This is a genomic window from Pelagibius sp. (assembly GCF_965227505.1).
In the GTDB taxonomy this organism is placed as follows: Bacteria; Pseudomonadota; Alphaproteobacteria; order Kiloniellales; family Kiloniellaceae; genus Pelagibius.
Map to the genome: position 1 here is coordinate 4,384,060 of NZ_OZ245757.1, position 21,304 is coordinate 4,405,363.

Genomic DNA, 21,304 nt, shown 5'->3' on the forward strand with positions numbered 1-21,304 from the left:
GGCTGACCTGATACATGACTCTGAATCCCCCGTGGCTTGTCCAGCCACACTCTATAGTAGTCACCCCAGTTCAACTTTAAGGCGGATTGTAGAGCAGGGGAAGTGCTATTTCGGATGGATGCAGGCTTGCCGCGAAAAAGTCTGCGCGGCGGTCCGATGGGGCCTTCGTTGGCGGGGCCGGCGTCTGCCCCCTGCGATGGATACTCGGGTCAAGCCCTGACATGGCGGCTGACGATGACGGAGCAGGTGGCGCTGGTCCTTCAAGCGCACGCCGATTCTGCCACCCACACTTCCGTCACCCTCGGGCTTGACCCGAGGGTCTATCGGACCGCCTACCGGAACCCCTGCCGGAGAGGTCCGGAACTGCGAGCGCAATGGATACTCGGGACAAGCCCACTGGTGTCCGGTTTAGATTTGGTGGACTGAGCGCACGGTGTTGATTCTACTTGTGTCCAAGCGTTTGGCGACGTCCTGGGACACGAGAAAGGAACAACACCGTGCGACACCAGAATAGCGTTTTTCACGATCTTCTAAAGCGGGTTCCCTGGGGAGAGTTCGAGCGCCTGGTGGCTGAGCACGGAGCGGACCATCGGGTTCGCCGTCTGCCAACCAAGAGCCAGTTTATAGCCTTGCTTTACGGGCAGCTTTCCGGGTCGACGAGCCTGCGGGAGATCGTTGGCGGCCTGGAGAGCCATGCCAGGCGGCTCTACCACCTGGGTGGGCGACCAGTGTCACGCTCGACTTTGTCGGACGCCAATGCCCTGCGCCCGAGCGCGGTATTCAGCGATCTCTTTGCGGCGATGGTTGGTCAAGCCCAGCGGGGCCTGCGCCGCAAAGTCGGTGAGGCGGTCTATCTGATTGATTCCACCAGTATCCGCCTCAGCGGGATTGGCTGCGAGTGGGCGCACTTTTCAGCCAAAGCCTGCGGCGCCAAGGCGCACGTCATCTATGATCCCGCCGCTGACCGGCCGATCTATGCGGCGGTCACCGCGGCCAAGGTCAACGACATCACCGTCGCCCAGACGATGCCGATAGAGGCAGGAGCTACCTACGTCTTCGATCTCGCCTACTACGATTACGGCTGGTGGGCCAGGATGGATGCCGCCGGTTGCCGCATCGTCACCCGCTTCAAGTCCAATACGCCCCTGGCTGGAGCCGTTGAACTCGACGTAGTGGAAGGCACCAGCATCCTCTCCGACCGCATCGGGCTGTTGCCGCAGCGTCAGGCTAACAGCCGCAAGAACCCCTTCAGCAGCCCGGTTCGCGAGGTGCGCGTCAAGACCCACACCGGCAAGATCTTGCGCATTCTCTCGAACGATCTCAAGGCCCCAGCCAGGGAAATCGCCGATCTCTACAAGCGCCGCTGGGCCATCGAGCTGTTCTTCCGATGGGTCAAGCAAACCCTCAAAATCCGCCACTGCCTCGGAGCCAGCGAGAACGCCCTACGCATCCAGATTGCCGTCGCCCTCATCGCTTTCCTGATCCTGCGCATGGCTCAGGGCGACCAGAAAACCATCCAAAGCCCGCTCAAGTTCGCCCGTCTCGTCCGCGCAAACCTCATGCACCGACGCCGTATAGATCGGCTGATAACCGCCCAACCCGATCCACGCGAAAACCCAAATCAAATGGCCTTGCTATGGGTTTGAATCTAAACCGGACACCAGTGGGTCAAGCCCGAGTATGACAGGCGGTGTGGGGCTTCTGTTGGCGGGCTACTTGCGCAGGCAGACTCCAGGGCCGCGCATGCGGGTCTCGTCGAGGAACTCGACGCCGGCCGACTCCAGCGCCTGCCGGAGGCTCGCCAGATTGCTTTGATGGGGTACGAGGCTGCCGCGTTCCAACCGCGTGATCGTCGAACGCCCGATCCCGGAAGCTGCGGCAAGGTCGGGTTGAGACCAGTCCAGGAGGGCGCGGGCTGCGCGGCATTGTTCCGGTGTCAGAGTCATTTCTTGCGTGAGAGGAAAACCAATTGACGATTCCGCACGGCAAGAGTAACGTCCAAAAGTGATGCGTTTTGCGTCACTTTTGGACGTTACTCTCGGCACGAAAAGGTGCTCGCAACCCCCTTTCGCGCCTGACCACCACCCGGCTTGCGAGGAGTCAGGCATGGCTGAGGCTATCCTTAGCACGGATTCGCCGACCCTCAATCAAAGCGCTCCCGACACCGGCGGGCCGCTCACCCGGGAGCAGTGCCGGGCGGCGCGGGCCATGCTTCACTGGAGCCAGGGCGATCTCGCCCGGCGCGCCCGCATCAGCGCGGTGACCGTCCGCACCTTCGAGCGCGGCCAAAGCAGCCTCAAGGAGTCCACGGCGCAGCTGCTGCGGCTCACGTTCGTTTCCGCTGGGCTGCTGTTCATCGACGCCGACGAAACCGGCGGGGCCGGCGTCTGCCTTGCCCGGCCGGTCCCCTGACGCAGGCCGGCGTTGTTCCCCCTCACCCAGCTTCGGCTAGGCTCGGCTGTTCGCCTCACCAAGCCTGCGCAACCCTCTCCCACCAGGGGAGAGGGATCTCAAGGAGGGGAGAGGGTTTCCTTTTTTATCCCTCTCCCCTGGTGGGAGAGGGAGGGGCCCACGCAGTGGGAGGGTGAGGGGGGAAGCGCTTCCCGCTACCCGGTGGCGGCGGGCTCGGCGGCGGCTTCCGTGACCAGCGTGCGGATGATGTCCAGCGCCCGGTCGATGCCGGCGGCATCGACATCCAGGTGGGTCACGGCGCGGATGCTGGTGCCGTCGCCGCCGAGGATGACCCCGCGTTGCTGCAACCGGCTGCAGAACGCATCGGCATCGAGGCCGGTTCCGGCGATATCGAAGAACACGATGTTGGTCTCCACCGCGTCGACGTCCAGAGTGATGCCCGGCAGGTTGCGCAGGCCCTCGGCAAAGCGGCGCGCGTTGGCGTGGTCTTCGGCGAGGCGCTGCACGTTGTGCTCCAGCGCAAAGACGCCGGCCGCGGCGATGATGCCGGCCTGGCGCATGGCCCCGCCGGTGCGCTGCTTCAGGCGCCAGGCCTCGTCGATGAAGGCGGCGGAGCCCGCCAGCACGGCGCCGACCGGGCAGCCCAGCCCCTTGCTGAGGTCGAGCCACAGGCTGTCGAAGGGGGCGGCGTAGACCTTGGCGGGAACGCCGGAGGCGACCACCGCGTTGAGCAGGCGGGCGCCGTCCATGTGATAGGCCAGATCGTGCCGGGCGGCGAGGTCGCCCAGGCCCTGGATCCGCTCCAGCGGCCAGATGCTGCCGCCGCCCAGGTTTGAGGTCTGCTCGACGGCGATCATCCGCGTCTGCGGGCTGTAGCGGTCCTTCGGCCGGATCGCCGCGCGGGCGTCCTCCAGGCTGTACTGGCCGTGCGCGCCGTCCAGGCCCTGCACCTGCGCGCCGGAGAAGGCCGCCGTGCCGCCGCCCTCGAAGTTCAGGATGTGGGCGGTCTTGTGGGCGATGATCTCCTCACCCGGGCGGCAGTGGATGTGAATGGCGATCTGGTTGCACATGGTCCCGGAGGGCATGAAGACCGCCGCTTCCTTGCCCAGCAGGTCCGCCGTCATCTCGCAGAGCCGGTTGACGCTGGGGTCTTCGCCGCGCTGCTCGTCGCCGACCGGCGCTTCGGCCATGGCCTGACGCATCGCCGGCGAGGGCCGGGTCTGGGTATCGCTGTAGAGATTGATCGCGCTGTCGCTCATCGCTGGCGTTCCTTACTGGCGGCGCGGGACTGGGCCGTTGCTCCGGGGATGTCGCCGCTATTCCGGGATGTCGCCACACTGGGCGCGGTGGCGCAAGAGATGATCGGCCAGCACGATCGCCATCATGGCCTCCCCCACCGGCACCGCGCGGATACCGACGCAGGGATCGTGGCGGCCCTTGGTGACGATCTCGGTTTCGGCGCCCTGGCGGTCGACGGTCCGCCGCGGGGTCAGAATGGAGGAGGTCGGTTTGACGGCAAAGCGCACCACGACGTCCTGGCCGCTGGAGATGCCGCCCAGCACGCCGCCGGCCTTGTTGGAGGTGTAGACGACCTTGTTGCCCTCCCGGCGCATCTCGTCGGCGTTTTCCTCGCCGCTGAGGGCGGCCGCCTCCAGACCGGCGCCGATCTCCACCGCCTTGACGGCGTTGATCGACATCATCGCCTTGGCGAGGTCGGCATCGAGCTTGTCGTAAACCGGCTCGCCGAGGCCGGCCGGCACGCCGCCGGCGACCACCTCGATCACCGCGCCGGTGGAGGAGCCCGCCTTGCGCACGCCGTCGAGAAAGCCCTCCCAGTCCTTGGCGGCCACCGGGTCGGGGCACCAGAAAGGGTTGTCCTGCGTCTGCGCCCAGTCCCAGCGCGCGCGGTCGATCCTGTGCGGGCCCATCTGAACCAGCGCGCCGCGGATCGAAACCGGCAACGGCAGCAGGTGGTCCAGAACCTTGCGGGCGATACCCCCGGCGGCCACGCGCATGGCCGTTTCCCTGGCCGAAGACCGTCCGCCGCCGCGGTAGTCGCGGATGCCGTACTTCTGCCAGTAGGTGTAGTCCGCGTGGCCGGGCCGAAACTTCTCGGCGATGTCGCCGTAGTCCTTGGAGCGCTGGTCCTGGTTTTCGATCAGCAGGGAGATCGGCGTGCCGGTGGTCTGACCCTCGAAAATGCCCGACAGGATCTTCACCGCATCCGGTTCGCGGCGCTGGGTGGTGAAGCGCGACTGGCCGGGCTTGCGCGCGTCGAGCCAGACCTGCAGGTCGGCTTCGCTAAGCGGAATGCGCGGCGGGACACCGTCCACCACGCAGCCGATGGCCGGCCCGTGGCTTTCTCCCCAGGTGGTGAAGCGAAAGGCCTCCCCGAAGCTGTTGCCGGCCATGTCTCTGGCTCGCGCGCTTCTAAGACTGTGGCGTGAAGTTCTGCAGCATCTGGGCGACGGCCGGGGCGGCGTCGACGGCCATCATGCCGACGACGTGGTAGCCGGCATCGACGTGATGCACTTCGCCGGTGACGCCGGCCGAGAGGTCCGACAGCAGATAGAGCCCGGCCCCGCCGACCTGTCCGATGCTGACGTTCTGGCGCAGCGGCGAGTTCAGTTCGTTCCACTTCAGGATGTGGCGGAAGTCGCCGATGCCCGCGGCGGCCAGGGTCTTGATCGGGCCGGCCGAGATGGCGTTCACGCGGATGCCCTGGTCGCCCAGGTCGGCGGCCAGGTAGCGCACGCTGGCCTCCAGCGCCGCCTTGGCGACGCCCATCACGTTGTAGTGCGGCATCACCCGCTCGGCGCCATAGTAGGTCAGGGTGACGATGCTGCCGCCGTTCTTCATCAGCGGCACGGCCCGCTGGCTGACCGCCGTCAGTGAATAGCAGGAGATATCGAGGCTGCGCACGAAGTTGTCGCGGCTGGTCTGAAGGTACTTGCCCTTCAGTTCCTCCTTGTCGGCGTAGGCGATGGCGTGGACGAGGAAATCCAGCTGGCCCCAACGGCTCTCGATTTCCTCGAAGACCCGGTCGATGGAGGAATCGTCGGTCACATCGCAGGATGCGACCAGGTCGGAGCCGACCGACTGCGCCAGCGGCCGCACCCGCTTTTCCAGGGCGTCGCCCTGATAGGTGAAGGCCAGTTCGGCCCCCTGTTCATGCGCCGCCTTTGCGATACCCCAGGCAATGGACCTGTCATTGGCGACGCCCATGACAAGGCCGCGTTTGCCGGCCATTAGCGGTTGGGGCTCGGTCATTATAAATCCTCAATGTCGGTCAGGTTACAAAGGCTTTGCAGAAAGAGCGGCATCCTACACCAAAGGCCTGCCGGGTCAACGACGTGACATCGCAATAATCCCACATTTCTGCCGATTTCTCCTCTAAAATGGAGCCTTGGGGCGCAATTGCCGCCGCTGCCGGAGCCAGCCATGAAAACCCCTGACTTTTCCGGATTCCTGCACAACCTGGGACGGTTTTCGCTTTACTGCGGCCAGCGCTTTACGGGTGACCAGTGCCTGCGTATCGCCACCCAGCTGAGCTATGCTTCGCTGCTGGCGGTTGTACCGGCGCTGGCGATCTGCTTCGGGCTGCTGTCGGCCTTTCCCGGCTTCGAGCACCTGCGCCAGGACGTGCAGAGCTTCCTCTTCGAAAACCTGGTTCCCAATGCCGGCGTCGAGATCAGCGACCAGCTCGCGACCTTCGTGGAGAATGCCCGCAGCATGACGGGCCTGGGCTTCCTTGCGCTCGCGGCGACGGTGCTGTTTTTGCTGTCCACCATCAACGGCGCCTTCAACGCCATCTGGCGGGTGACCGAACCGCGGCCCTTCATGGTGCGGATGATGTCCTACTGGATGGTGCTCACCATCGGTCCGATCTTCCTCGGCGCCTCGCTCTCGCTCTCCAGCTACGGTTTTGCCAAGACCCTGCTGCTGGAAGGCGACCGCGCCTTCGGTCTGACGCGCCTGCTGCCCTTCCTGCTGACCGCCAGCGCCTTTGCCGTGATCTATGCGGTCGTGCCGGCGCGCAACGTGGCCATCCGCCACGCGGTTGTCGGCGGGCTGGTCGCTGCCCTGCTTTTCGAAATCCTGAAAGCCGGCTTTGCGGTCTACCTGCAGCAGTTTCCCTCCTACGAAGTCATCTACGGCGCTCTGGCCGCGATCCCGATCTTTCTGATCTGGATGTATCTCTCCTGGGCGGTGGTCCTGTTCGGTGCGGAGATCGCCGCGGCGGCGCCGGAGTGGCGGCTCGTCGACCGCCTGCATTCGGCGCGCGAAGGCTCCGGCCCGCGCCTGGCCTTGGCGCTTGCCCTGCTGCAGCGGCTGCGCTCGGCGGCGCGGGCGGGGACAGTGCTGAAGGAGACGGCCCTGACCCGCGGCCTGCCGGCCGGTCTGGATGAGCTCTCGGCCGTTATGCTGGCCCTGCGCCGCCACGGTTTCGTCAGCCGCGCCAACGGGCGCTGGCTGCTTTCCCGGGATCTGACGGCGGCGAGCCTGGAGGACCTGCTGAAGGCGTTGAAACTGGACCTCTCGCCGGGGGAGGGTTGGCCGGACGGCATCGACGGCATCGTCACAGCGGCCGGTCAGATGGGTGGCGAGGTGCGCGGCAAGAGCCTGGCCGCGCTGCTCGACGAGGCCTCGGCCACGGAGACGCCCGACGGCGTTGCCCGCATCCACCCGCTGCCCCGGGACGAAAGCTGACGGGCTGTTGAAGAACGTCCCCGGTGACGAACGCGCCAGGGCGGATCCGCTCTAGGGGGTCTTCGTGCCGTCGTCTTCGTTCTGGCTCCCCAGCCTTTCGCGCAGTTGCTCCTGCACGTCCTCGGGCAGGTCGAGGATGGCGTCGTTGAGGTCCGACAGGGCGCGGCGCAGACTGTAGATCTGGTCGAGCAGCCTCAGCACGACGGGGATGGCGTCGTCGTTGACGCCCATGTCGCTGCGCAACTCGGCGATCAGCCGCACCCGCGCCACATCGGCCTCGTCGAAGTGGTAGGTCTCCTGGCTGCGCACCGGCAGGACCCAGTGCTGCTCGATCCAGGCGTGCAGCTCGCTGGCGCCGATGTTCAGTTCAACCAAGACCTCTTCGAATTCCACCACTCAGGCTCCCCGTGTGTGCCCTGGCCGTGTGTGCCCCGACCGTCCGTGCCCTGGTGTTCTTCCCGCGGCCGTATGCAGGGTTCTTGCGCCGGCCGTCCTGTTGCCTTGCCGCTGCGCTAGGTCATGCCCGATTTGCGGCGCGGGTCGTAGTCATGGGTCTGGCTCCAGCTTTCCACGAAGTCGCGCAGTTCCTGGTCCGGGCGGTCGGGCAGCATGACCCGCAGCTTCACATACTGGTCGCCGACCTCGGCGCTGTCTTTGACCTGGATTCCCTTGCCCTTCAGGCGCAGCGTGGTGCCGGAGTTCGAGCCCGCCGGGATCTTCATCGAGACGTTGCCGTGAACCGTGGGCACCGTGATGGTGGCGCCCAGGAGGGCTTCCTGGAGCGTCACCGGCAGTTCCAGATGCACGCTGGCGCCTTTGCGCTCGAAAAAGGGATGCGCCTGGATCTGCACTTCGACCAGGGCGTCGCCGGCCGGGCCGCCGCCGACACCCGGCATGCCCTGGCCCTTCAGGCGCAGTGACTGGCCGTCGTCGGTGCCGGCCGGGATCTGTACGTCCAGGGTTTTGCCGTCGGCCAGCTTGATGCGCTTTTTGGCGCCCTGGGCGGCTTCGAGAAACGAGATCGGAACGGTATAGGAGACGTTGGCGCCGGGCCGGCGCACCCGGCGGGTGCGGGCGCCGAAAAGATCGGCGAAGATGTCGTCGGCGCTGACGTTCTCTCCGAAGTCGAAGGGATTGTACTTGGCGCCGCGCTCGGTGCCGGCATGGTTGCGGTAGAAGCCGCCTTTCCAGGGTTTTTCCTGGCCGCTGGCATCGATCTCCCCGCGATCGAAGCGTTTGCGCTTCTCCGCATCGCCCAGAATGCTGTAGGCCTGCGAGATTTCCTTGAACTTCTGTTCCACCGCCTTGTTGCCCGGATTGATGTCCGGATGCAGCTCCTTGGCCAGCTTGCGGTAGGCGCGCTTCACGTCCTCCTGAGAGGCGCTGCGATCGATGTTCAGAAGCTTGTAGGGGTCCTGCATCGGCTCACACAACAGGAACGGGACGACAGGAAAAAGACCGAATCCGAGGGGGCATGGTTCAACCATACCCCCTCGTCGGGGACGACCCAAGAGTCTCCGTCAGGCCAAAGTCTCTGTCAGGCCAAGAGTCTCCCTTAGGCCCGGGCCCCGCATTGCGGGGCTGCCCTATGATGCAGAGGGCCGCTTACTGGATCTCCCAGGCGCCGTCCGGCTGGCGGCAGGCGACGCCGTAGGCCTCTTCCTGCTGGCCGCCGATGGTGACGGTCTGCTGGAACTCCCGGCAGTATGCGCCGGTGGAGGAGGTGCCCTCGCGGGTCGGTGTGACGGTGCCGCTGTTGCCGCTGTCCGGGTTGCTCCAGGCGATCTGCTCGCCGATCGGCGCCGTCGTCGCCTTGTCGTAGGCCTGCTGGGCTTTCAGACGGTCCACGTCATCCATGGTGCGGCCGATCTCGCCACCGATGAAGGCGCCGAGCAGGGCTCCGGCCGCCGTCGCGGCGAGCTGGCCCGAGCCGCTGCCGAACTGGGCGCCGAACAGGCCGCCGGCGGCGCCGCCGGCCAAGGTGCCGATGGTCTGCTTGGTGCCCGCGTTCTCACAGGCGGCAGTGGTGAGAGCGATCGCCGCGGCGGCGATGACGATTTTGAGTTTCATTGAAATACCCTCTCTCGAAGATTGGCCCCTGTTTTTCCCGAATCCAGGGCCAGAATCCACTAAATTGAATGCGAGCAGTTATACGCCGGGTCCGCCAGGACCATCCCCCTGGAGGCATCCGCGGTCATCACGGCAGTTTTTCAAGCTTTTTCTAGGCTATACCGCCGCTATATGCTGCAAATATGGCAATTATCAGGCAAAGACCCGCATGAGCGCAGCGACCCAGATCCGCAGTAACGCACCGGCCGATCCGTTGGAGATCTTCGGCGCCTGGCTGAGCGAGGCCGAGGAGTCCGAACCCAACGATCCCAACGCCCTGTCGCTCTCTACCGTGGGTGAAGACGGCATGCCGTCTTCGCGCATGGTGCTTCTGAAGGGCTATGACGCGCGCGGCTTCGTGTTCTACACGAACTACGAGAGCCGCAAGGGCCAGCAGCTTCTGGCCCAGCCTAAGGCGGCCATGCTGTTCCACTGGAAAAGCCTGCGCCGCCAGGTGCGCATCGAGGGCGAGGTGGAACAGGTGAGCGACGAGGAGGCCGATGCCTACTTCGCGTCGCGGCCCAAGCAGAGCCAGATCGGCGCCTGGGCCAGCACCCAGTCCCGGCCCCTGGAGGGGCGCTTCGAGCTGGAAAAGCGGGTCGCGCTTTTCGGGGCCAAGTATGCGGTCGGCAGCGTGCCGCGCCCGCCGCATTGGTCCGGCTTTCGCGTCGTGCCCCGACTGATCGAGTTCTGGCAGGACGGCGCCTTTCGCCTGCACGACCGGCTGGTCTACGAGCGCGACGGCGACGGCTGGGCGACGGAACGCCTGTTCCCATGAGCGCGTATCCCACGAGCCCCAAGTGGCTGACGAGTTCCGCGAGCGGACGACGATGAACGCAGGGCCCAGCCCACAGCCCGCCCAACAGAGGCTTACCGGCCCGGAAGCGGGGCGGCTGCTGCGCCTTGCCACGACGGCCTCGGTGGCAACGGCCAGCGTCCTGATCGTGGTGAAGTTCGGCGCCTTCGTGCTGACCGACTCGGTGAGCATTCTGTCGACGCTGATCGACTCGCTGCTCGATGCCGCTGCCTCTGTCGTCAACCTGCTCGCCGTGCGCCATGCCCTGGTTCCGGCCGACCGCGAGCACCGCTTCGGCCACGGCAAGGCCGAGCCGTTGGCGGCCCTGGGCCAGGCGGCCTTCATCACCGGCTCGGCGATTTTTCTGATCATCGAGGCCAGCCACCGCTTTTTCACGCCGCGGCCGCTCGAAAACGGCGAAATCGGGATTGCGGTGATGGTGTTCTCGATCGTGGCGACCCTGGGATTGGTCAGCTTCCAGCGCTACGTCATCCGGCGCACAGGCTCGCTGGCCATTCAGGCCGATTCCCTGCACTACGTCGGCGACATTCTGGTGAACGGCGCCGTCATCGTGGCGCTGCTCGTCACCGCCCAGCTCGGATGGCTCTATGCCGATCCCCTCTTCGGCCTCGCCATTGCGGCCTATATTCTCTACACCGCCTGGCAGATCGCCAGCGGCGCGTTGGACATGCTGATGGACCGCGAACTGCCGGACGAGGACCGCAGGCGGATCCGCGACGTGGCCCTGGCCCATCCCGCCGTGGTCGGGCTGCACGACCTGCGCACCCGCGCATCCGGACCGCAGGTTTTCATTCAGGCACACATCGAAATGGACGGCGGCCTCAGCCTGATCGATGCCCACACCATCGCCGATCAGGTGGAGGAGGCGCTTTCGGAGGCTTTTCCGGGGGCCGAGATCATCCTTCATCAGGACCCCCACGGCATCAAGGAAGAGCGCGCGCACTTCGGCTGAACGGCGCGGATTTCCTGGCCGTAGTGGCCAGATCCGGCGCTTGACCCAAGTCAATGCCGGGAGACCGGCCAGCACCTTCAATGAACCGGACGGAGAAAGTCCCGGGGCGAGTCCCGGGACCCGGGTTTACTGGCTAGAGGAAGATACACATGGGTTGGGCCACTGTTCTTGCAGTCACTGATGGCGGTTCGGGTTGCGAAGCTGCGATGACCGCCGCAATCGATCTTGGCCGGCGGTTCGGCGCGAGGGTCGATTTCCTGCACGTCGAGAACGATGCGCGCGACCTGGTCCCCTACGTCGGCGAGGGTATGTCCGCCACTGCGATGGAACAGATCATGGCCTCCGTCGACGCCCGCAACGCGGCGCAGCGCGAGGCGGTCGACAAGAGCTACAAGCGTCATTGCAGCGGCGCAGGCGTGCCGGAGATCGCACCGGGCCTGACATCGGAGCCCGGGGAGTTTGCGGTCTGCATGAATCGCGTCACCGGGCGGGAGGCTGAATTGGTCGAGCGCCTGGGCCGCTTGAGCGACGTCATCGTTCTGCCGCGCCCCGGGGCGGTCGAGGGTGACGGCGAGGCCACCCTGGATGCAGCGCTGTTCGGCAGCGGCCGGCCCGTGGTGATCGCCCCGGAGACCGCCGGCCAGAGTTTCGGGAGCCGTATTGCCGTCGCCTGGGACGGCTCGCGCGAAGGCGCCGCCGCCGTCACCGCGGCGATGCCGTTGCTGCAGGCGGCGGAAGAGGTTGTCATCATCACGGCGCGCGAAAGCGGTGACGAGGTCGAACCCAGCGAACTGGCCCGCTTCCTGGCCGGCCACGGGGTCACGGCGAAGACCTGGGCCTACACACCGGGGTCGGAGAGCATCGCCGACGGCCTTCTGGAACAGGCCGACCATGCCCGTGCCGACATGCTGGTCATGGGCGCCTATGGCCACAGCCGGCTGCGCGAGCGCATCCTCGGCGGCGCGACCCAGGGCGTGCTGGAGCGGGCCAAGGTTCCGATCCTGATGATGCACTAGTCCTGATGACGCACTAGTCCCGATTACGCACTGGTCCGGGGGGGCGCCCTCACCAAGGTGGCTTTGCTGCCGCACAGGCTGTGGCGGCAGCTGCCCTCCCGAACGGAGGAAAGGCGATGCTGACAATCGAAGACTGTATTGCCCTCTCGGGGCTGAACGAGGCCGAGATCGAAGCGATCTCCGAGCACGAACACATTCCTGAGATTGTTGCGGTGGAGTACGGCAACTACCTGATGCATTCGCCGGACGGCGTGCCCATGCTGAAGCGCATCATCCTGGATGACATCGCCGCCGCAGAGCAGCGCAACGATTTGAAGCATGCCCTGCATTTGAGGCTCGTCCTGCGCCACTTCATACGGACGCACCGCGATTTGCACAAGGTGGCGAATTGAGCCAAGCTTCCAGCACGAACGTAAATCAGAAAGCTCAGACCAGGTGTCGGGAGGACGTATGAGCCTGAAGACCATCCGCCTCGAACTCGCCAGAGACCATGACTTCCCCAACGGCTCGGCGGACCGCGGCTACGAACTGCGCGCGCCGCTGACGGCGGAGGGGCACATCGATGCGGAGGCCTGGCGCCAGAACCGCGCGGCCTGCCGGGTGAAACGCTTCTGGCCCGGAGAGGACGACGAGAGCGGCCACCTGCGCCACACCCGCGGTGGACAGTGGGCCTTTCACTACGACATCGACGGCGACCCCGACGACGACGAAGTCGGCTTCAAGTTCGAGTCCCATGTCTTCAATGAGGGTGAGTACGTCTCGATCCGCGAGCACGACGGCTCCTTGCGGACCTTCCGGGTGGCGTCTGTACGCTGACCACCCAAACGCTGACCGCCCAGACGCAGGTTGGCCGAAGGCAGGCGGCAGCCTGATGACCGGAAAATGAAACTGCACTGAATCGCGTTTTCTGCGCTGGCAAGGCACGGCGGGCGGTATATGATCGCGGTCATGAGCGAGGCATCCCCCCCAGCCGACGGTCCAGCCAACGGTTCCGCCAATTGCCCGGCCGGTGCCCGGCAGCGCCCTGAGGAGCCTTCCTCCGAGCAAGCCCGGGAACAGGCCCGGGACCGAGCCCAGGACCGCCGGCGTGTTGTTCTGACCGGCGCCAGCCGCGGGATCGGCCATGCCACGGTCAAACGCTTCAGCGATGAAGGATGGGAGGTCATCACCTGTTCGCGTGATGCGGTGCCGGAGCACTGTCTGCGCGATCCCAACTGGACGCATCACATCACTGCAGACCTTGCTGACCGCAGTGCCGTCGACAGCTTTGTCGAGGAAGCGCTGGCCCTTGTGGGAGAGGGCGCGGTCCACGCCCTGGTGAACAACGCGGCGGTCTCGCCGAAGACCGAGTTCAAGGAGCGCCTCGGCTGCCTCAACGGCGATCTCGACCACTGGCGGGAGGTCTTCGAACTGAACTTCTTCGCCCCCCTGGCACTGGGCCGCGGCTTTGCCGCGCCGCTGCGCCGCGGGCAGGGGGCGATCGTCAACATCACCTCCATCGCCGGCCACGGCGTGCATCCCTTTGCCGGTTCGGCTTATTCCACTTCCAAGGCGGCGCTCTCCGCCTTGACGCGGGAGATGGCGGTGGAGTTCGCCGAGCTGAACGTGCGCGTCAACGCCGTTGCCCCTGGCGAGATCGAGACGGCGATGATCGGGGAAGAATACGAAGCGCTGATTCCGCGCATACCGCTGCACCGCATGGGCCGGCCCGAGGAGGTGGCGGCCACGGTGTTCCGCCTCTGCACCGAGGACTTCGGCTATGTCACCGGCACCGAGATCTTCGTGACCGGCGGCCAGCACCTCTACTGACCGCCGCTCCAGGCCTTTTCTGAGGCAGGTTGCAGCGCCACGGCATGAACCCGCTCTATCCGGAGATCGAACCCTACGCCGAGGGCATGCTGGCGGTCGGCGATGGCAACAGCCTTTACTGGGAGATCAGCGGCAACCCCCGGGGGCGGCCTGTCGTGGCGCTGCACGGCGGCCCGGGCTCCGGCAGTTCACCCCGGGTCCGGCGCTTCTTCGATCCAGGCGCCTATCGCATCATTCTCTTCGACCAACGCGGCTGCGGGCGCAGCCGGCCCCATGCCAGCACGCCGGGGGTCGATCTCTCGGTCAATACGACGGCTCATCTCATCGGGGACATGGAACGGCTGCGCCGTCATCTCGGCGTGGAGCGTTGGCTGCTGTTCGGTCACTCCTGGGGGACGACGCTGGCCCTGGCCTACGCCCAGGCTGAGCGGGCGCGGGTCCTTGGCCTGGTGCTTGTCGGCGTCACCACCACCCGACGGTCGGAGATCGACTGGCTGTACCGCGGGCTTGCCCGCTTTTTCCCGGAGGACTGGGACCGCTTTCGCGCCGGGATTCCCGAGGATGCGCGCGACGGCGATCTGATCGCGGCCTACCACCGCCTGGTGAACGACCGCGATCCTGCCATCTGCGCCAAGGCGGCGCGCGACTGGCACGACTGGGAAGCGGCCTCTATGAAGGTCGATCCAGCGGCGAGGCCGCCGGCCCGTTGGTCCGATCCCGCCTACATTCTGGCGCGCACCCGCATCATCACGCACTACTTTCACAACAACGCCTGGCTGGCGGAGGGAGCCTTGTTGAGAGGGGCGGCGCAGCTGGCAGGGATTCCCGGCGTCCTGGTGCAGGGCCGTCTCGACCTGGAGGCGCCGCCGGTGACCGCCTGGGAGCTGTCACGGGCCTGGCCCGATGCAGAACTGCGAATGGTCGCAAGCGCTGGCCACTCGCACGGCGATCCCGGCCTTGCTGAGACCATCATCGGCGTGACCGACCGCTTTGCCGGGGAAATCCCGGCACAAGACTGATGTCCGTTTTACCCCTGGCTTGGCTTGGCTATGCTGCTTGGCGGACAACGTGCGACCAGTATTGGACAGTGACATGGAGTGGACCGGAGGATGTCTTTGCGGGGCCGTCCGCTACCGGGCGACGGCCGATCCGATCCGTGCGGTGCATTGCCACTGCACGATGTGCAGGCGTGCGTCCGGCGCGGCCTTTCTGACTCATGTGCATTTTCCCATCGCCGCCTTTGAGTGGATCGAAGGCGAGCCCACGCGCTACCGTTCCTCCTCTGAGGCCGAGCGCGGCTTCTGTGCGCACTGCGGCAGCACGCTGACCATGCATGAGGCGGTTCTCGACGACCGCGTGCAGGTGTCTCTTGGAAGCCTCGACCGGCAGGAGGACATTCGTCCCGACGATCATGTCTGGACTCTGCGCCAGCTACCCTGGGTACGGCTGGACGACGGCTTGCCGCGCTTTGAAAAGATAAGCTCCGCAGTTGCCTCGCGCGCCTTGGACGCCGACGGCTCCTGAGAACGAGCGGAATGAAGACGCTTCAGACGAGGCGGTCGCGCAGCCTGCCGATCCAGTCGTGCCGGGCCTGGGTCTGGGCGATCTCGAGGTCGAGCCAGGCGGGCAGATACCCGTCCTCCTCGCCGTGATGGCCACGCAGATCCGTGAGGCGCGCCAGTTCCCGCTCGCTGATGTCGTGCAGGAGCTCGGCCTGGACCCGCTGGTCCCCGACGTCGAGGAAATGCAGGAAGCGCATCTTCAGGGCGATGATCAGCTTGTTGATGTCGCTGACCTGCGGGCGCACGTTCGACGCCAGCAGCCGCAGCATCTCCGAACGGCCGAGTTCGGTGACAGTCAGAACCGCGTCCTCGCCCTTGGCGGCGGGGTCGACCTGTGCAACCAGTCCCTCGACTTTCAGGACCTCCAGCGGGGCGCCGACGAGATCCAGCGAGGGACCGACGATGCGCCCGGTAAAGTGCCGCACCTCCTTCGCCAGCTGGCCATACGACATCGGCCGGCCGGCCAGGATACCCAAAGCCAGCAGGCGAACAGCCTCGCTCGGGATCAGTGTATTGTCGCGGTACATGGCGCCGTCGCCCTTTCCGAAATCGGCTGGATAGGCAAGCCAGCCTACCCGACCGGATCGATCCAGTCCGTTAACAGCAATATAGCGCGTCTGCCCCGCGCTGTCCACGTATTTGAGAATGATTCTCAATAAGTCCCGCCGGACCGAGCCCCCTCAACGAGCCTCCTAAAGCGAGGTCCGCCGGACCGTGCTTGGGACTCGGCCTGTGTTCCGCCGATCCTCTGGCAAACCCGGCGAAACCTTCAGCCCGAAGGCTCCTGCAGCCACGCGTTGAAGCGCTCCACCAGTGCCGTTCCGTTCTCGCTCCAGAACGAGGCGCTGTTGTGCAGCGCCGTGGCAAAGTTGTCCGGATGGGTCGGCAGGAAGGGCGCCACGTCAACATCCGCGACGATCACCGTGGGGCCGACCAGCGCGTGGGATGACCGCCGCGCCGGGCCATAGGGCAACCACTTGGTGATCTCAGCCAGGGGCTCCGTGCTGGTGGCGAAGCGGATGAACTCCAGCGCCTGCTCCTTGTTGCGCGCGCCCTTGGGCACGGCCCAGAGGTCGACGTCCCAGATCTGGTGGTCCCAGATCACGGTGTAGGGCTCCTGCTCGATGGCCACGTCGCGGAAGATGCGGCTGTTGTAAGTGGAGGTCATCAGCACCGCCTCCCGCGCCAGAAGCTGGCTCGGCTCTTCTCCGTCCTCCCACCAGACGATCTGGTCCTTGATGCTGTCCAGCTTGGCGAAGGCCCGCGCCACGCCTTCGCTGGTGGCGAGTTCCATGTAGACCTCTTCCGGCGCCACGCCATCGGCAATCAGGGCCCACTCCAGATTGCCCTTGGGGGTCTTGCGCAGGCCCCGCCGGCCCGGAAAATCATTGAGGTTGAAGAGATCGGCCATCCGGTCCGGCTGGTTTTCGCCGGCCTGATCGCTGTCCACGGCGACGACCATGGACCAGACGACCGAGCCCACGGCACAGGGGTGCAGCGTGCCGGGCAGGAAGTCCTCGACGGCGGAGGTGCCGTCGGGTGCCGGCGGCAACAGCAGAGGGAGAGACTCGAAGAGACCTTCCTCACAGCCGCGGTCGGCCGTGGCCGGCTCGATATCGACAACGTCCCAGTAGACTTCGCCGCTTTCCACCTGGGCGCGGATCTGCTGCATGCCGCCCCGGTAGTCCTGACGCAGGATCGGCTGGCCGGTCGCCTCGGTGAAGGGCTTGTAGATCGCTTCTTCCTGGCTGCGCCCGTAGCTGCGCCCCCAGGAGACCACCACCAGCCGCTCGACGGCGGCGCCCGGCAGATCCTGGGTCTGGCCCGGATCCTGGGTTTGGGCCAAGTCTTGCGTTTCGGGCAGATCCTGGCTCTGCGGCGGTGCCTCGGCCTCCACCGGGGCCTGTGTCTGGACTTGTGTCTCGGTTTGCGTCTCGGTTTGTGTCTGGGCCTGGGCCTGGGCCGAAAGCGGCGCCTGCGCCAGCAGAACGGCCAGCAGACCGAACCCCGTCAGGCTGAGGCAAACCGTGGACTTGTTGCGTTCAGGCATGGCAGTTCCCCCCGCGAAGCTTTTGATAGCTTTGCCTTTTTACGCGCATCCCGGCAATCCCCGACCGGTGACTTATTTGTGCCCAAGGGTTAATCCCTGGGCGCAGCGCGCTGCCGCCCGGTGTCGCGCGGCGGCGTCAGCTGCAATTGCAGGGTCTTTTTAGATCCGGGACGGTGCCCCCGGGCGGCGTTTCGTAGCCCTGTCACGGGCCCGGGGCCCCGGATACCGCATCGGAACCTGACGGCGTCAGGCGGCGCGGCGCAGATCCATGGCCTGCCAGATTTCACCCAGGGCCATCACCAGATGGTCGAGATCGGCATCGTTGTGCAGCGGCGAAGGGGTCAGACGCAGCCGCTCGGTCCCGCGCGGCACGGTCGGATAGTTGATCGGCTGCACGTAGATCCCGTAGTCCGCCATCAGCCGGTCGGTGACCGTGCGGCAGGCGACCGGATCGCCGACCAGCAGTGGCACGATATGGCTCTCGGAGGGCATGACGGGCAGGCCGGCCTCGGTGAGGCGCCGCTTCAGGGTGGCGGCACGCTCCTGATGCGCGGTTCGCTCCGCCTGGCTGCGGCGCAGGTGGGACACGCTGGCCAGCGCCCCGGCGGCAATGGCCGGTGGCAGGGAGGTGGTGAAGATGAAGCCGGAGGCGAAGCTGCGCACGAAATCGGTCAGGTTGGCGGAGGCGGTGATGTAGCCGCCCATCACACCGAACGCCTTGCCCAGGGTGCCTTCGATCACCGTCACCCGGTCGGCGACGCCGTCGCGCTGCGCAATCCCGCCGCCCTGATCGCCGTAGAGGCCCACGGCGTGGACCTCGTCCAGATAGGTCATGGCGCCGTGGCGTTCGGCCACATCGCAGATCTCCGCGATGGGGGCGATGTCGCCGTCCATCGAATAGACGGACTCAAAGGCGACCAGCTTGGCGCCATCGGGATCGGCCTCGGACAGCTTGCGGTCCAGGTCTTCTGGGTCGTTGTGCCGAAAGATCGCCTTTTTCGCACGGCTCTGGCGGATGCCCTCGATCATCGAAGCGTGATTCAGGGCATCGGAGAAGACGGTGCAGTTGGGCAGCCGGCTCGCCAGGGTACCGAGCGCCGCCCAGTTGGAGACATAGCCGGAGGTGAACAGCAGGGCCGCTTCCTTGCCGTGCAGGGCGGCGAGTTCGCGCTCCAGCAGGACGTGGTAGTGGTTGGTTCCCGAGATGTTGCGGGTGCCGCCGGCGCCGGCGCCGCAACGCTCGATCGCCTCGTGCATGGCGGCGATCACATCCGGGTGCTGGCCCATGCCCAGATAGTCGTTCGAGCACCAGACGGTGACCGCTTCGACGCCCCTGGGGCCGTAGAAATCAGCGCGGGGGAAGTTCCCCATCTTGCGTTCCAGATCGGCGAAGATCCGATAGCGGCCTTCTGCCTTCAGGCCGGCCATCTCTTCAGCAAAAAAACGCTCGAAGTCCATGGGCTTGGTGTCTCTCACTCCAGTTTCGCAGGTATTTCGTCCCAGTCCGTCGACAACTCTAGCGCTGCCGAATGACTGGGCCTTGATACTCGTCAATCTGCGCGTAGGCGTCCGACAACCTGCTTTGCTGCAACTCTAGCAATCCCGGCGAGCCCGGTCATAGCTCAATTTGCCCGATAATGACAAAGCTTTGTGAACAGGGTGTCAATTCGCCGCATAACCGCCGGTTTCAGGACGCCCGCAGGCGTTTCACCGGCCTTTGCGGCGGCCTCACGCCACCGCCGCCAGACCCTGCTCGGCCACCCAGGCCTCGGTGTCCGCCAGGGCGGCTGCAAAGCCCTCCAGCAGGCGGTCGATCTCCGCTTCGGTGATGATCATCGGCGGACAGATCGCGATGGTGTCGCCCAGGTTGCGGAATATGACGCCGTGGTCCTGGGCCCGGGCCGCGAAAAAGGCGCCCACCTTGCCTGCCGGGTCGAAGGGGGTTTTGCCGGCCTTGTCGGCGACCAGCTCGGCGGCGGCGATCAGGCCGATGCCACGGATCTCTCCGACGATGGGGTTGTCCTGGAAGCGCCGGAGGCCGTCCTGCAACCGCGGCGCGACAGCCTGGACGTGGTCGACGATCCGCCGCTCTTCGTAGATCTTCAACGTCTCCAGCGCCACGGCGGCGGCCACCGGGTGCGCCCCATAGGTGTAGCCGTGGCCGAAGGACCCGAGCTTCGCCGAGTTGTCGGCGATGGCCTGATAGACAGGGTCTGAGATCAGCACCGCCGAGATCGGGACATAGGCGCTGCTGAGCTGCTTGGCGCAGGTCATGATGTCCGGTTCAAGCCCGAAGGTCTCGCTGCCGAACATCCGCCCGGTGCGCCCGAAGCCGCAGATGACCTCGTCGGCAATCAACAGCACGTCGTATTTCTTGAGCACCGCCTGGATCTTCGCCCAGTAGCCGTCCGGCGGTACGACCACCCCGCCGGCCCCCTGCAGCGGCTCGCCGATGAAGGCGGCGACCGTGTCCGGGCCCTCCTGCAGGATCAGGTCTTCCAGTTCGCGGGCCAGGCGGTCGGTGAAGGCGTCCTCGCTTTCACCCTCCTGCGCGAAGCGATAGTGGTGCGGCGCGCCGGTATGGATGATGTTGGCGATCGGCAGGTCGAAGCCGGCCTGCACGTAGGGCATGGCCGTGAGGCTGGCGGCGGCGATGGTGACGCCGTGATAGCCCTTCACCCGGCTGATGATCTTCTTCTTCTGCGGTCGGCCGATCGCGTTGTTGTAGTACCAGACCATCTTGACGGCGCTGTCGTTGGCCTCGGAGCCGGAGTTTGCGAAGAAGACCTTGGTCAGCTGCGGCGGCGTCATTCCGACCAGCTTTTCGGCCAGGTCGACCGCCGGGCCGGCGGTCTTCTGGGCAAAGGAGTGGTAATAGGGCAGCCGGGCCATTTGATCGCTCGCCGCCTTCACCAGCCGCTCCTCGCTGAAGCCGAGACCCGCGCACCAGAGGCCGGCCATGGCCTCCAGATAGCGCTTACCCTGGCTGTCGATGACATAGACGCCGTCGCCGCGGTCGATGATCAGCGAGCCCTCGCTCTCGTTCTTGCGGGCGTTGGTATAGGGATGAAGGTGGTAGGCGATGTCCCGGTCGACGGCCGAGTTCGAGCGGTCGCTCATGCTGGTCTCCAAAGAAGGGCTCTCTCCAAACGGCATTGGTCCCGCCGCGACCGCAGTCTCGGTCCGATGGAGGGACTTTGACGCAGCCTACTCTTCCGCGTGGCCGCCTGCCAATTCTTTGGTGCCCGCTGCACCTGCCCGTCGCAGGGGCCTCAGAGCGCCGCGGCGGCCTTTTCGACCCGGGCCAGAAAGCGCGCGCTGCGCGCGGCGTCGATCTTTTCCGTATCGTAGCAATTGAGCATGCGGAAGCGGGCCTGCGGCGCGCAGGTCTTGACGATGGCCCGGCGCAACTGGCGCTTGACGGGATAGCCCATGTAGAGAGCGCTCACCCAGCGGGCGGAGCCGAGGGTGGAGACGGCCAGGACCGCCTGCAGGGTTTTCAGCCGCGGGCGGATCTGGCCGTAGCCGGGCGTATGGTCGAAGGCGACGCCGGGCTGGAACACGCGGTCGAAATAGCCTTTCAGAATGGCCGGCATCGCGAACCACCACTGGGGAAACACCAGCACTATCTTGTCGGCGGCCCGCAGGCGCCGGATCTGATCCGCCACGGCGCTGTGATCCGGCTGGTCGCTGTAGTGGCAGCGGCGTTCGCTGCGGCTGAGGCGCGGATCGAAGTCCTCCCGGTAAAGGTCGAGGACATCGACGCCATCGCCCCTGGCCTCGAGGGCCGCTTCGGCGCGCGCGGCGATGGCGGCGCAGAAGCTGTCCTCCAGCGGATGCGCCAGGATGAGCAGCACCTGCGCCACG

At 66.0% G+C, this 21,304-nt stretch carries 23 protein-coding genes; 11 read left to right on the forward strand and 12 right to left on the reverse strand.

Annotation, left to right across the window (positions count from 1 at the left end; genetic code table 11):
• The first annotated feature begins 497 nt into the window (after positions 1-497).
• The gene (locus tag ACO06P_RS20680; RefSeq protein WP_420345314.1) at positions 498-1,646 is read left to right on the forward strand and encodes an IS4 family transposase; all 1,149 of its coding nucleotides are present in this window, start codon (positions 498-500) and stop codon (positions 1,644-1,646) included.
• A gap of 66 nt (positions 1,647-1,712) precedes the next feature.
• Here the strand turns inward: ACO06P_RS20680 and ACO06P_RS20685 are convergent, their stop codons facing one another.
• Entirely contained in the window at positions 1,713-1,946 is a 234-nt protein-coding gene (locus ACO06P_RS20685; RefSeq protein WP_420347118.1) for a helix-turn-helix domain-containing protein, read from the reverse strand.
• Between the two features lie 160 nt (positions 1,947-2,106).
• Between ACO06P_RS20685 and ACO06P_RS20690 the strand changes: the two genes are divergently transcribed.
• Positions 2,107-2,412 (forward strand): helix-turn-helix domain-containing protein, encoded by a 306-nt coding sequence (locus tag ACO06P_RS20690; protein WP_420347119.1) that lies wholly within the window; start codon positions 2,107-2,109, stop codon positions 2,410-2,412.
• Positions 2,413-2,606: 194 nt separating this feature from the next.
• Here ACO06P_RS20690 and ACO06P_RS20695 read toward each other — a convergent pair whose 3' ends face one another.
• Genes ACO06P_RS20695 through fabI form a run of 3 tightly spaced genes read right to left on the reverse strand, consistent with a single transcriptional unit; the run spans position 2,607 to position 5,682 of the window.
• Positions 2,607-3,671 (reverse strand): threonine aldolase family protein, encoded by a 1,065-nt coding sequence (locus tag ACO06P_RS20695; RefSeq protein ID WP_420347120.1) that lies wholly within the window; start codon positions 3,669-3,671, stop codon positions 2,607-2,609.
• A gap of 57 nt (positions 3,672-3,728) precedes the next feature.
• Positions 3,729-4,823, reverse strand: coding sequence for a chorismate synthase (gene aroC, locus ACO06P_RS20700; protein WP_420347121.1), 1,095 nt, complete (start codon positions 4,821-4,823; stop codon positions 3,729-3,731).
• A gap of 19 nt (positions 4,824-4,842) precedes the next feature.
• Positions 4,843-5,682 (reverse strand): enoyl-ACP reductase FabI, encoded by an 840-nt coding sequence (gene fabI, locus ACO06P_RS20705; RefSeq protein WP_420347122.1) that lies wholly within the window; start codon positions 5,680-5,682, stop codon positions 4,843-4,845.
• A gap of 171 nt (positions 5,683-5,853) precedes the next feature.
• On the opposite strand from fabI, the gene ACO06P_RS20710 reads away from it, so the two are divergent.
• Complete coding sequence (locus ACO06P_RS20710; protein ID WP_420347123.1) at positions 5,854-7,122, forward strand: YihY family inner membrane protein; 1,269 nt, start codon at positions 5,854-5,856, stop codon at positions 7,120-7,122.
• 51 nt (positions 7,123-7,173) lie between these two features.
• On the opposite strand, the gene ACO06P_RS20715 is transcribed toward ACO06P_RS20710, so the two are convergent.
• The 3 genes from ACO06P_RS20715 to ACO06P_RS20725 form a co-directional block, all read right to left on the reverse strand.
• Positions 7,174-7,518, reverse strand: a complete 345-nt coding sequence (locus ACO06P_RS20715) for a chaperone modulator CbpM (protein WP_420347124.1) — start codon at positions 7,516-7,518, stop codon at positions 7,174-7,176.
• Between the two features lie 116 nt (positions 7,519-7,634).
• A complete protein-coding gene (locus ACO06P_RS20720; RefSeq protein ID WP_420347125.1) occupies positions 7,635-8,543 on the reverse strand; it encodes a DnaJ C-terminal domain-containing protein in 909 nt (302 codons plus the stop codon).
• Between the two features lie 184 nt (positions 8,544-8,727).
• A complete protein-coding gene (locus ACO06P_RS20725) occupies positions 8,728-9,192 on the reverse strand; it encodes an RT0821/Lpp0805 family surface protein (RefSeq protein WP_420347126.1) in 465 nt (154 codons plus the stop codon).
• A 208-nt stretch (positions 9,193-9,400) separates the two neighbouring features.
• Between ACO06P_RS20725 and pdxH the strand changes: the two genes are divergently transcribed.
• From pdxH to ACO06P_RS20765, 8 genes are all read left to right on the forward strand, one after another.
• Positions 9,401-10,009 (forward strand): pyridoxamine 5'-phosphate oxidase, encoded by a 609-nt coding sequence (gene pdxH / locus ACO06P_RS20730; protein WP_420347127.1) that lies wholly within the window; start codon positions 9,401-9,403, stop codon positions 10,007-10,009.
• Positions 10,010-10,031: 22 nt separating this feature from the next.
• Positions 10,032-11,000, forward strand: coding sequence for a cation diffusion facilitator family transporter (locus ACO06P_RS20735; protein ID WP_420347128.1), 969 nt, complete (start codon positions 10,032-10,034; stop codon positions 10,998-11,000).
• Between the two features lie 206 nt (positions 11,001-11,206).
• Positions 11,207-12,016 (forward strand): universal stress protein, encoded by an 810-nt coding sequence (locus ACO06P_RS20740; protein WP_421938146.1) that lies wholly within the window; start codon positions 11,207-11,209, stop codon positions 12,014-12,016.
• A gap of 116 nt (positions 12,017-12,132) precedes the next feature.
• Positions 12,133-12,408 carry a hypothetical protein gene (locus ACO06P_RS20745; protein WP_420347130.1) on the forward strand — a complete coding sequence of 92 codons (276 nt, stop codon included), beginning with the start codon at positions 12,133-12,135 and terminating at the stop codon, positions 12,406-12,408.
• Between the two features lie 58 nt (positions 12,409-12,466).
• Positions 12,467-12,832, forward strand: coding sequence for a hypothetical protein (locus tag ACO06P_RS20750; protein WP_420347131.1), 366 nt, complete (start codon positions 12,467-12,469; stop codon positions 12,830-12,832).
• 132 nt (positions 12,833-12,964) lie between these two features.
• The gene (locus tag ACO06P_RS20755; protein WP_420347132.1) at positions 12,965-13,825 is read left to right on the forward strand and encodes an SDR family NAD(P)-dependent oxidoreductase; all 861 of its coding nucleotides are present in this window, start codon (positions 12,965-12,967) and stop codon (positions 13,823-13,825) included.
• Positions 13,826-13,869: 44 nt separating this feature from the next.
• Positions 13,870-14,844 carry a prolyl aminopeptidase gene (pip, locus tag ACO06P_RS20760; protein WP_420347133.1) on the forward strand — a complete coding sequence of 325 codons (975 nt, stop codon included), beginning with the start codon at positions 13,870-13,872 and terminating at the stop codon, positions 14,842-14,844.
• A 73-nt stretch (positions 14,845-14,917) separates the two neighbouring features.
• Positions 14,918-15,349 (forward strand): GFA family protein, encoded by a 432-nt coding sequence (locus ACO06P_RS20765; RefSeq protein WP_420347134.1) that lies wholly within the window; start codon positions 14,918-14,920, stop codon positions 15,347-15,349.
• A 22-nt stretch (positions 15,350-15,371) separates the two neighbouring features.
• On the opposite strand, the gene ACO06P_RS20770 is transcribed toward ACO06P_RS20765, so the two are convergent.
• The 5 genes from ACO06P_RS20770 to ACO06P_RS20790 form a co-directional block, all read right to left on the reverse strand.
• The gene (locus tag ACO06P_RS20770) at positions 15,372-15,914 is read right to left on the reverse strand and encodes a hypothetical protein (protein ID WP_420347135.1); all 543 of its coding nucleotides are present in this window, start codon (positions 15,912-15,914) and stop codon (positions 15,372-15,374) included.
• Between the two features lie 242 nt (positions 15,915-16,156).
• The gene (locus ACO06P_RS20775) at positions 16,157-17,437 is read right to left on the reverse strand and encodes an extracellular solute-binding protein (RefSeq protein ID WP_420347136.1); all 1,281 of its coding nucleotides are present in this window, start codon (positions 17,435-17,437) and stop codon (positions 16,157-16,159) included.
• A gap of 246 nt (positions 17,438-17,683) precedes the next feature.
• Positions 17,684-18,895, reverse strand: coding sequence for a 5-aminolevulinate synthase (gene hemA, locus ACO06P_RS20780; protein WP_420349664.1), 1,212 nt, complete (start codon positions 18,893-18,895; stop codon positions 17,684-17,686).
• Positions 18,896-19,165: 270 nt separating this feature from the next.
• On the reverse strand, positions 19,166-20,557 hold the full coding sequence (locus tag ACO06P_RS20785; RefSeq protein ID WP_420347137.1) for an aspartate aminotransferase family protein: 1,392 nt from the start codon (positions 20,555-20,557) through the stop codon (positions 19,166-19,168).
• A 152-nt stretch (positions 20,558-20,709) separates the two neighbouring features.
• A complete protein-coding gene (locus ACO06P_RS20790; RefSeq protein ID WP_420347138.1) occupies positions 20,710-21,303 on the reverse strand; it encodes an NAD(P)H-dependent oxidoreductase in 594 nt (197 codons plus the stop codon).
• Between the last annotated feature and the right edge of the window lies 1 nt (position 21,304).

Coding starts and splice junctions, on each gene's coding strand:
- ACO06P_RS20750 (WP_420347131.1), top strand. CDS start 12,467: ATGAGCCTGAAGACCATCCGCCTCGAACTCGCCAGAGACCATGACTTC.
- ACO06P_RS20765 (WP_420347134.1), top strand. CDS start 14,918: ATGGAGTGGACCGGAGGATGTCTTTGCGGGGCCGTCCGCTACCGGGCG.
- ACO06P_RS20725 (WP_420347126.1), bottom strand. CDS start 9,192: ATGAAACTCAAAATCGTCATCGCCGCCGCGGCGATCGCTCTCACCACT.
- aroC (WP_420347121.1), bottom strand. CDS start 4,823: ATGGCCGGCAACAGCTTCGGGGAGGCCTTTCGCTTCACCACCTGGGGA.
- pip (WP_420347133.1), top strand. CDS start 13,870: ATGAACCCGCTCTATCCGGAGATCGAACCCTACGCCGAGGGCATGCTG.
- ACO06P_RS20695 (WP_420347120.1), bottom strand. CDS start 3,671: ATGAGCGACAGCGCGATCAATCTCTACAGCGATACCCAGACCCGGCCC.
- ACO06P_RS20755 (WP_420347132.1), top strand. CDS start 12,965: ATGAGCGAGGCATCCCCCCCAGCCGACGGTCCAGCCAACGGTTCCGCC.
- ACO06P_RS20770 (WP_420347135.1), bottom strand. CDS start 15,914: ATGTACCGCGACAATACACTGATCCCGAGCGAGGCTGTTCGCCTGCTG.
- ACO06P_RS20740 (WP_421938146.1), top strand. CDS start 11,207: ATGACCGCCGCAATCGATCTTGGCCGGCGGTTCGGCGCGAGGGTCGAT.
- ACO06P_RS20785 (WP_420347137.1), bottom strand. CDS start 20,557: ATGAGCGACCGCTCGAACTCGGCCGTCGACCGGGACATCGCCTACCAC.
- pdxH (WP_420347127.1), top strand. CDS start 9,401: ATGAGCGCAGCGACCCAGATCCGCAGTAACGCACCGGCCGATCCGTTG.
- ACO06P_RS20720 (WP_420347125.1), bottom strand. CDS start 8,543: ATGCAGGACCCCTACAAGCTTCTGAACATCGATCGCAGCGCCTCTCAG.
- ACO06P_RS20690 (WP_420347119.1), top strand. CDS start 2,107: ATGGCTGAGGCTATCCTTAGCACGGATTCGCCGACCCTCAATCAAAGC.
- hemA (WP_420349664.1), bottom strand. CDS start 18,895: ATGGACTTCGAGCGTTTTTTTGCTGAAGAGATGGCCGGCCTGAAGGCA.
- fabI (WP_420347122.1), bottom strand. CDS start 5,682: ATGACCGAGCCCCAACCGCTAATGGCCGGCAAACGCGGCCTTGTCATG.
- ACO06P_RS20745 (WP_420347130.1), top strand. CDS start 12,133: ATGCTGACAATCGAAGACTGTATTGCCCTCTCGGGGCTGAACGAGGCC.
- ACO06P_RS20685 (WP_420347118.1), bottom strand. CDS start 1,946: ATGACTCTGACACCGGAACAATGCCGCGCAGCCCGCGCCCTCCTGGAC.
- ACO06P_RS20710 (WP_420347123.1), top strand. CDS start 5,854: ATGAAAACCCCTGACTTTTCCGGATTCCTGCACAACCTGGGACGGTTT.
- ACO06P_RS20775 (WP_420347136.1), bottom strand. CDS start 17,437: ATGCCTGAACGCAACAAGTCCACGGTTTGCCTCAGCCTGACGGGGTTC.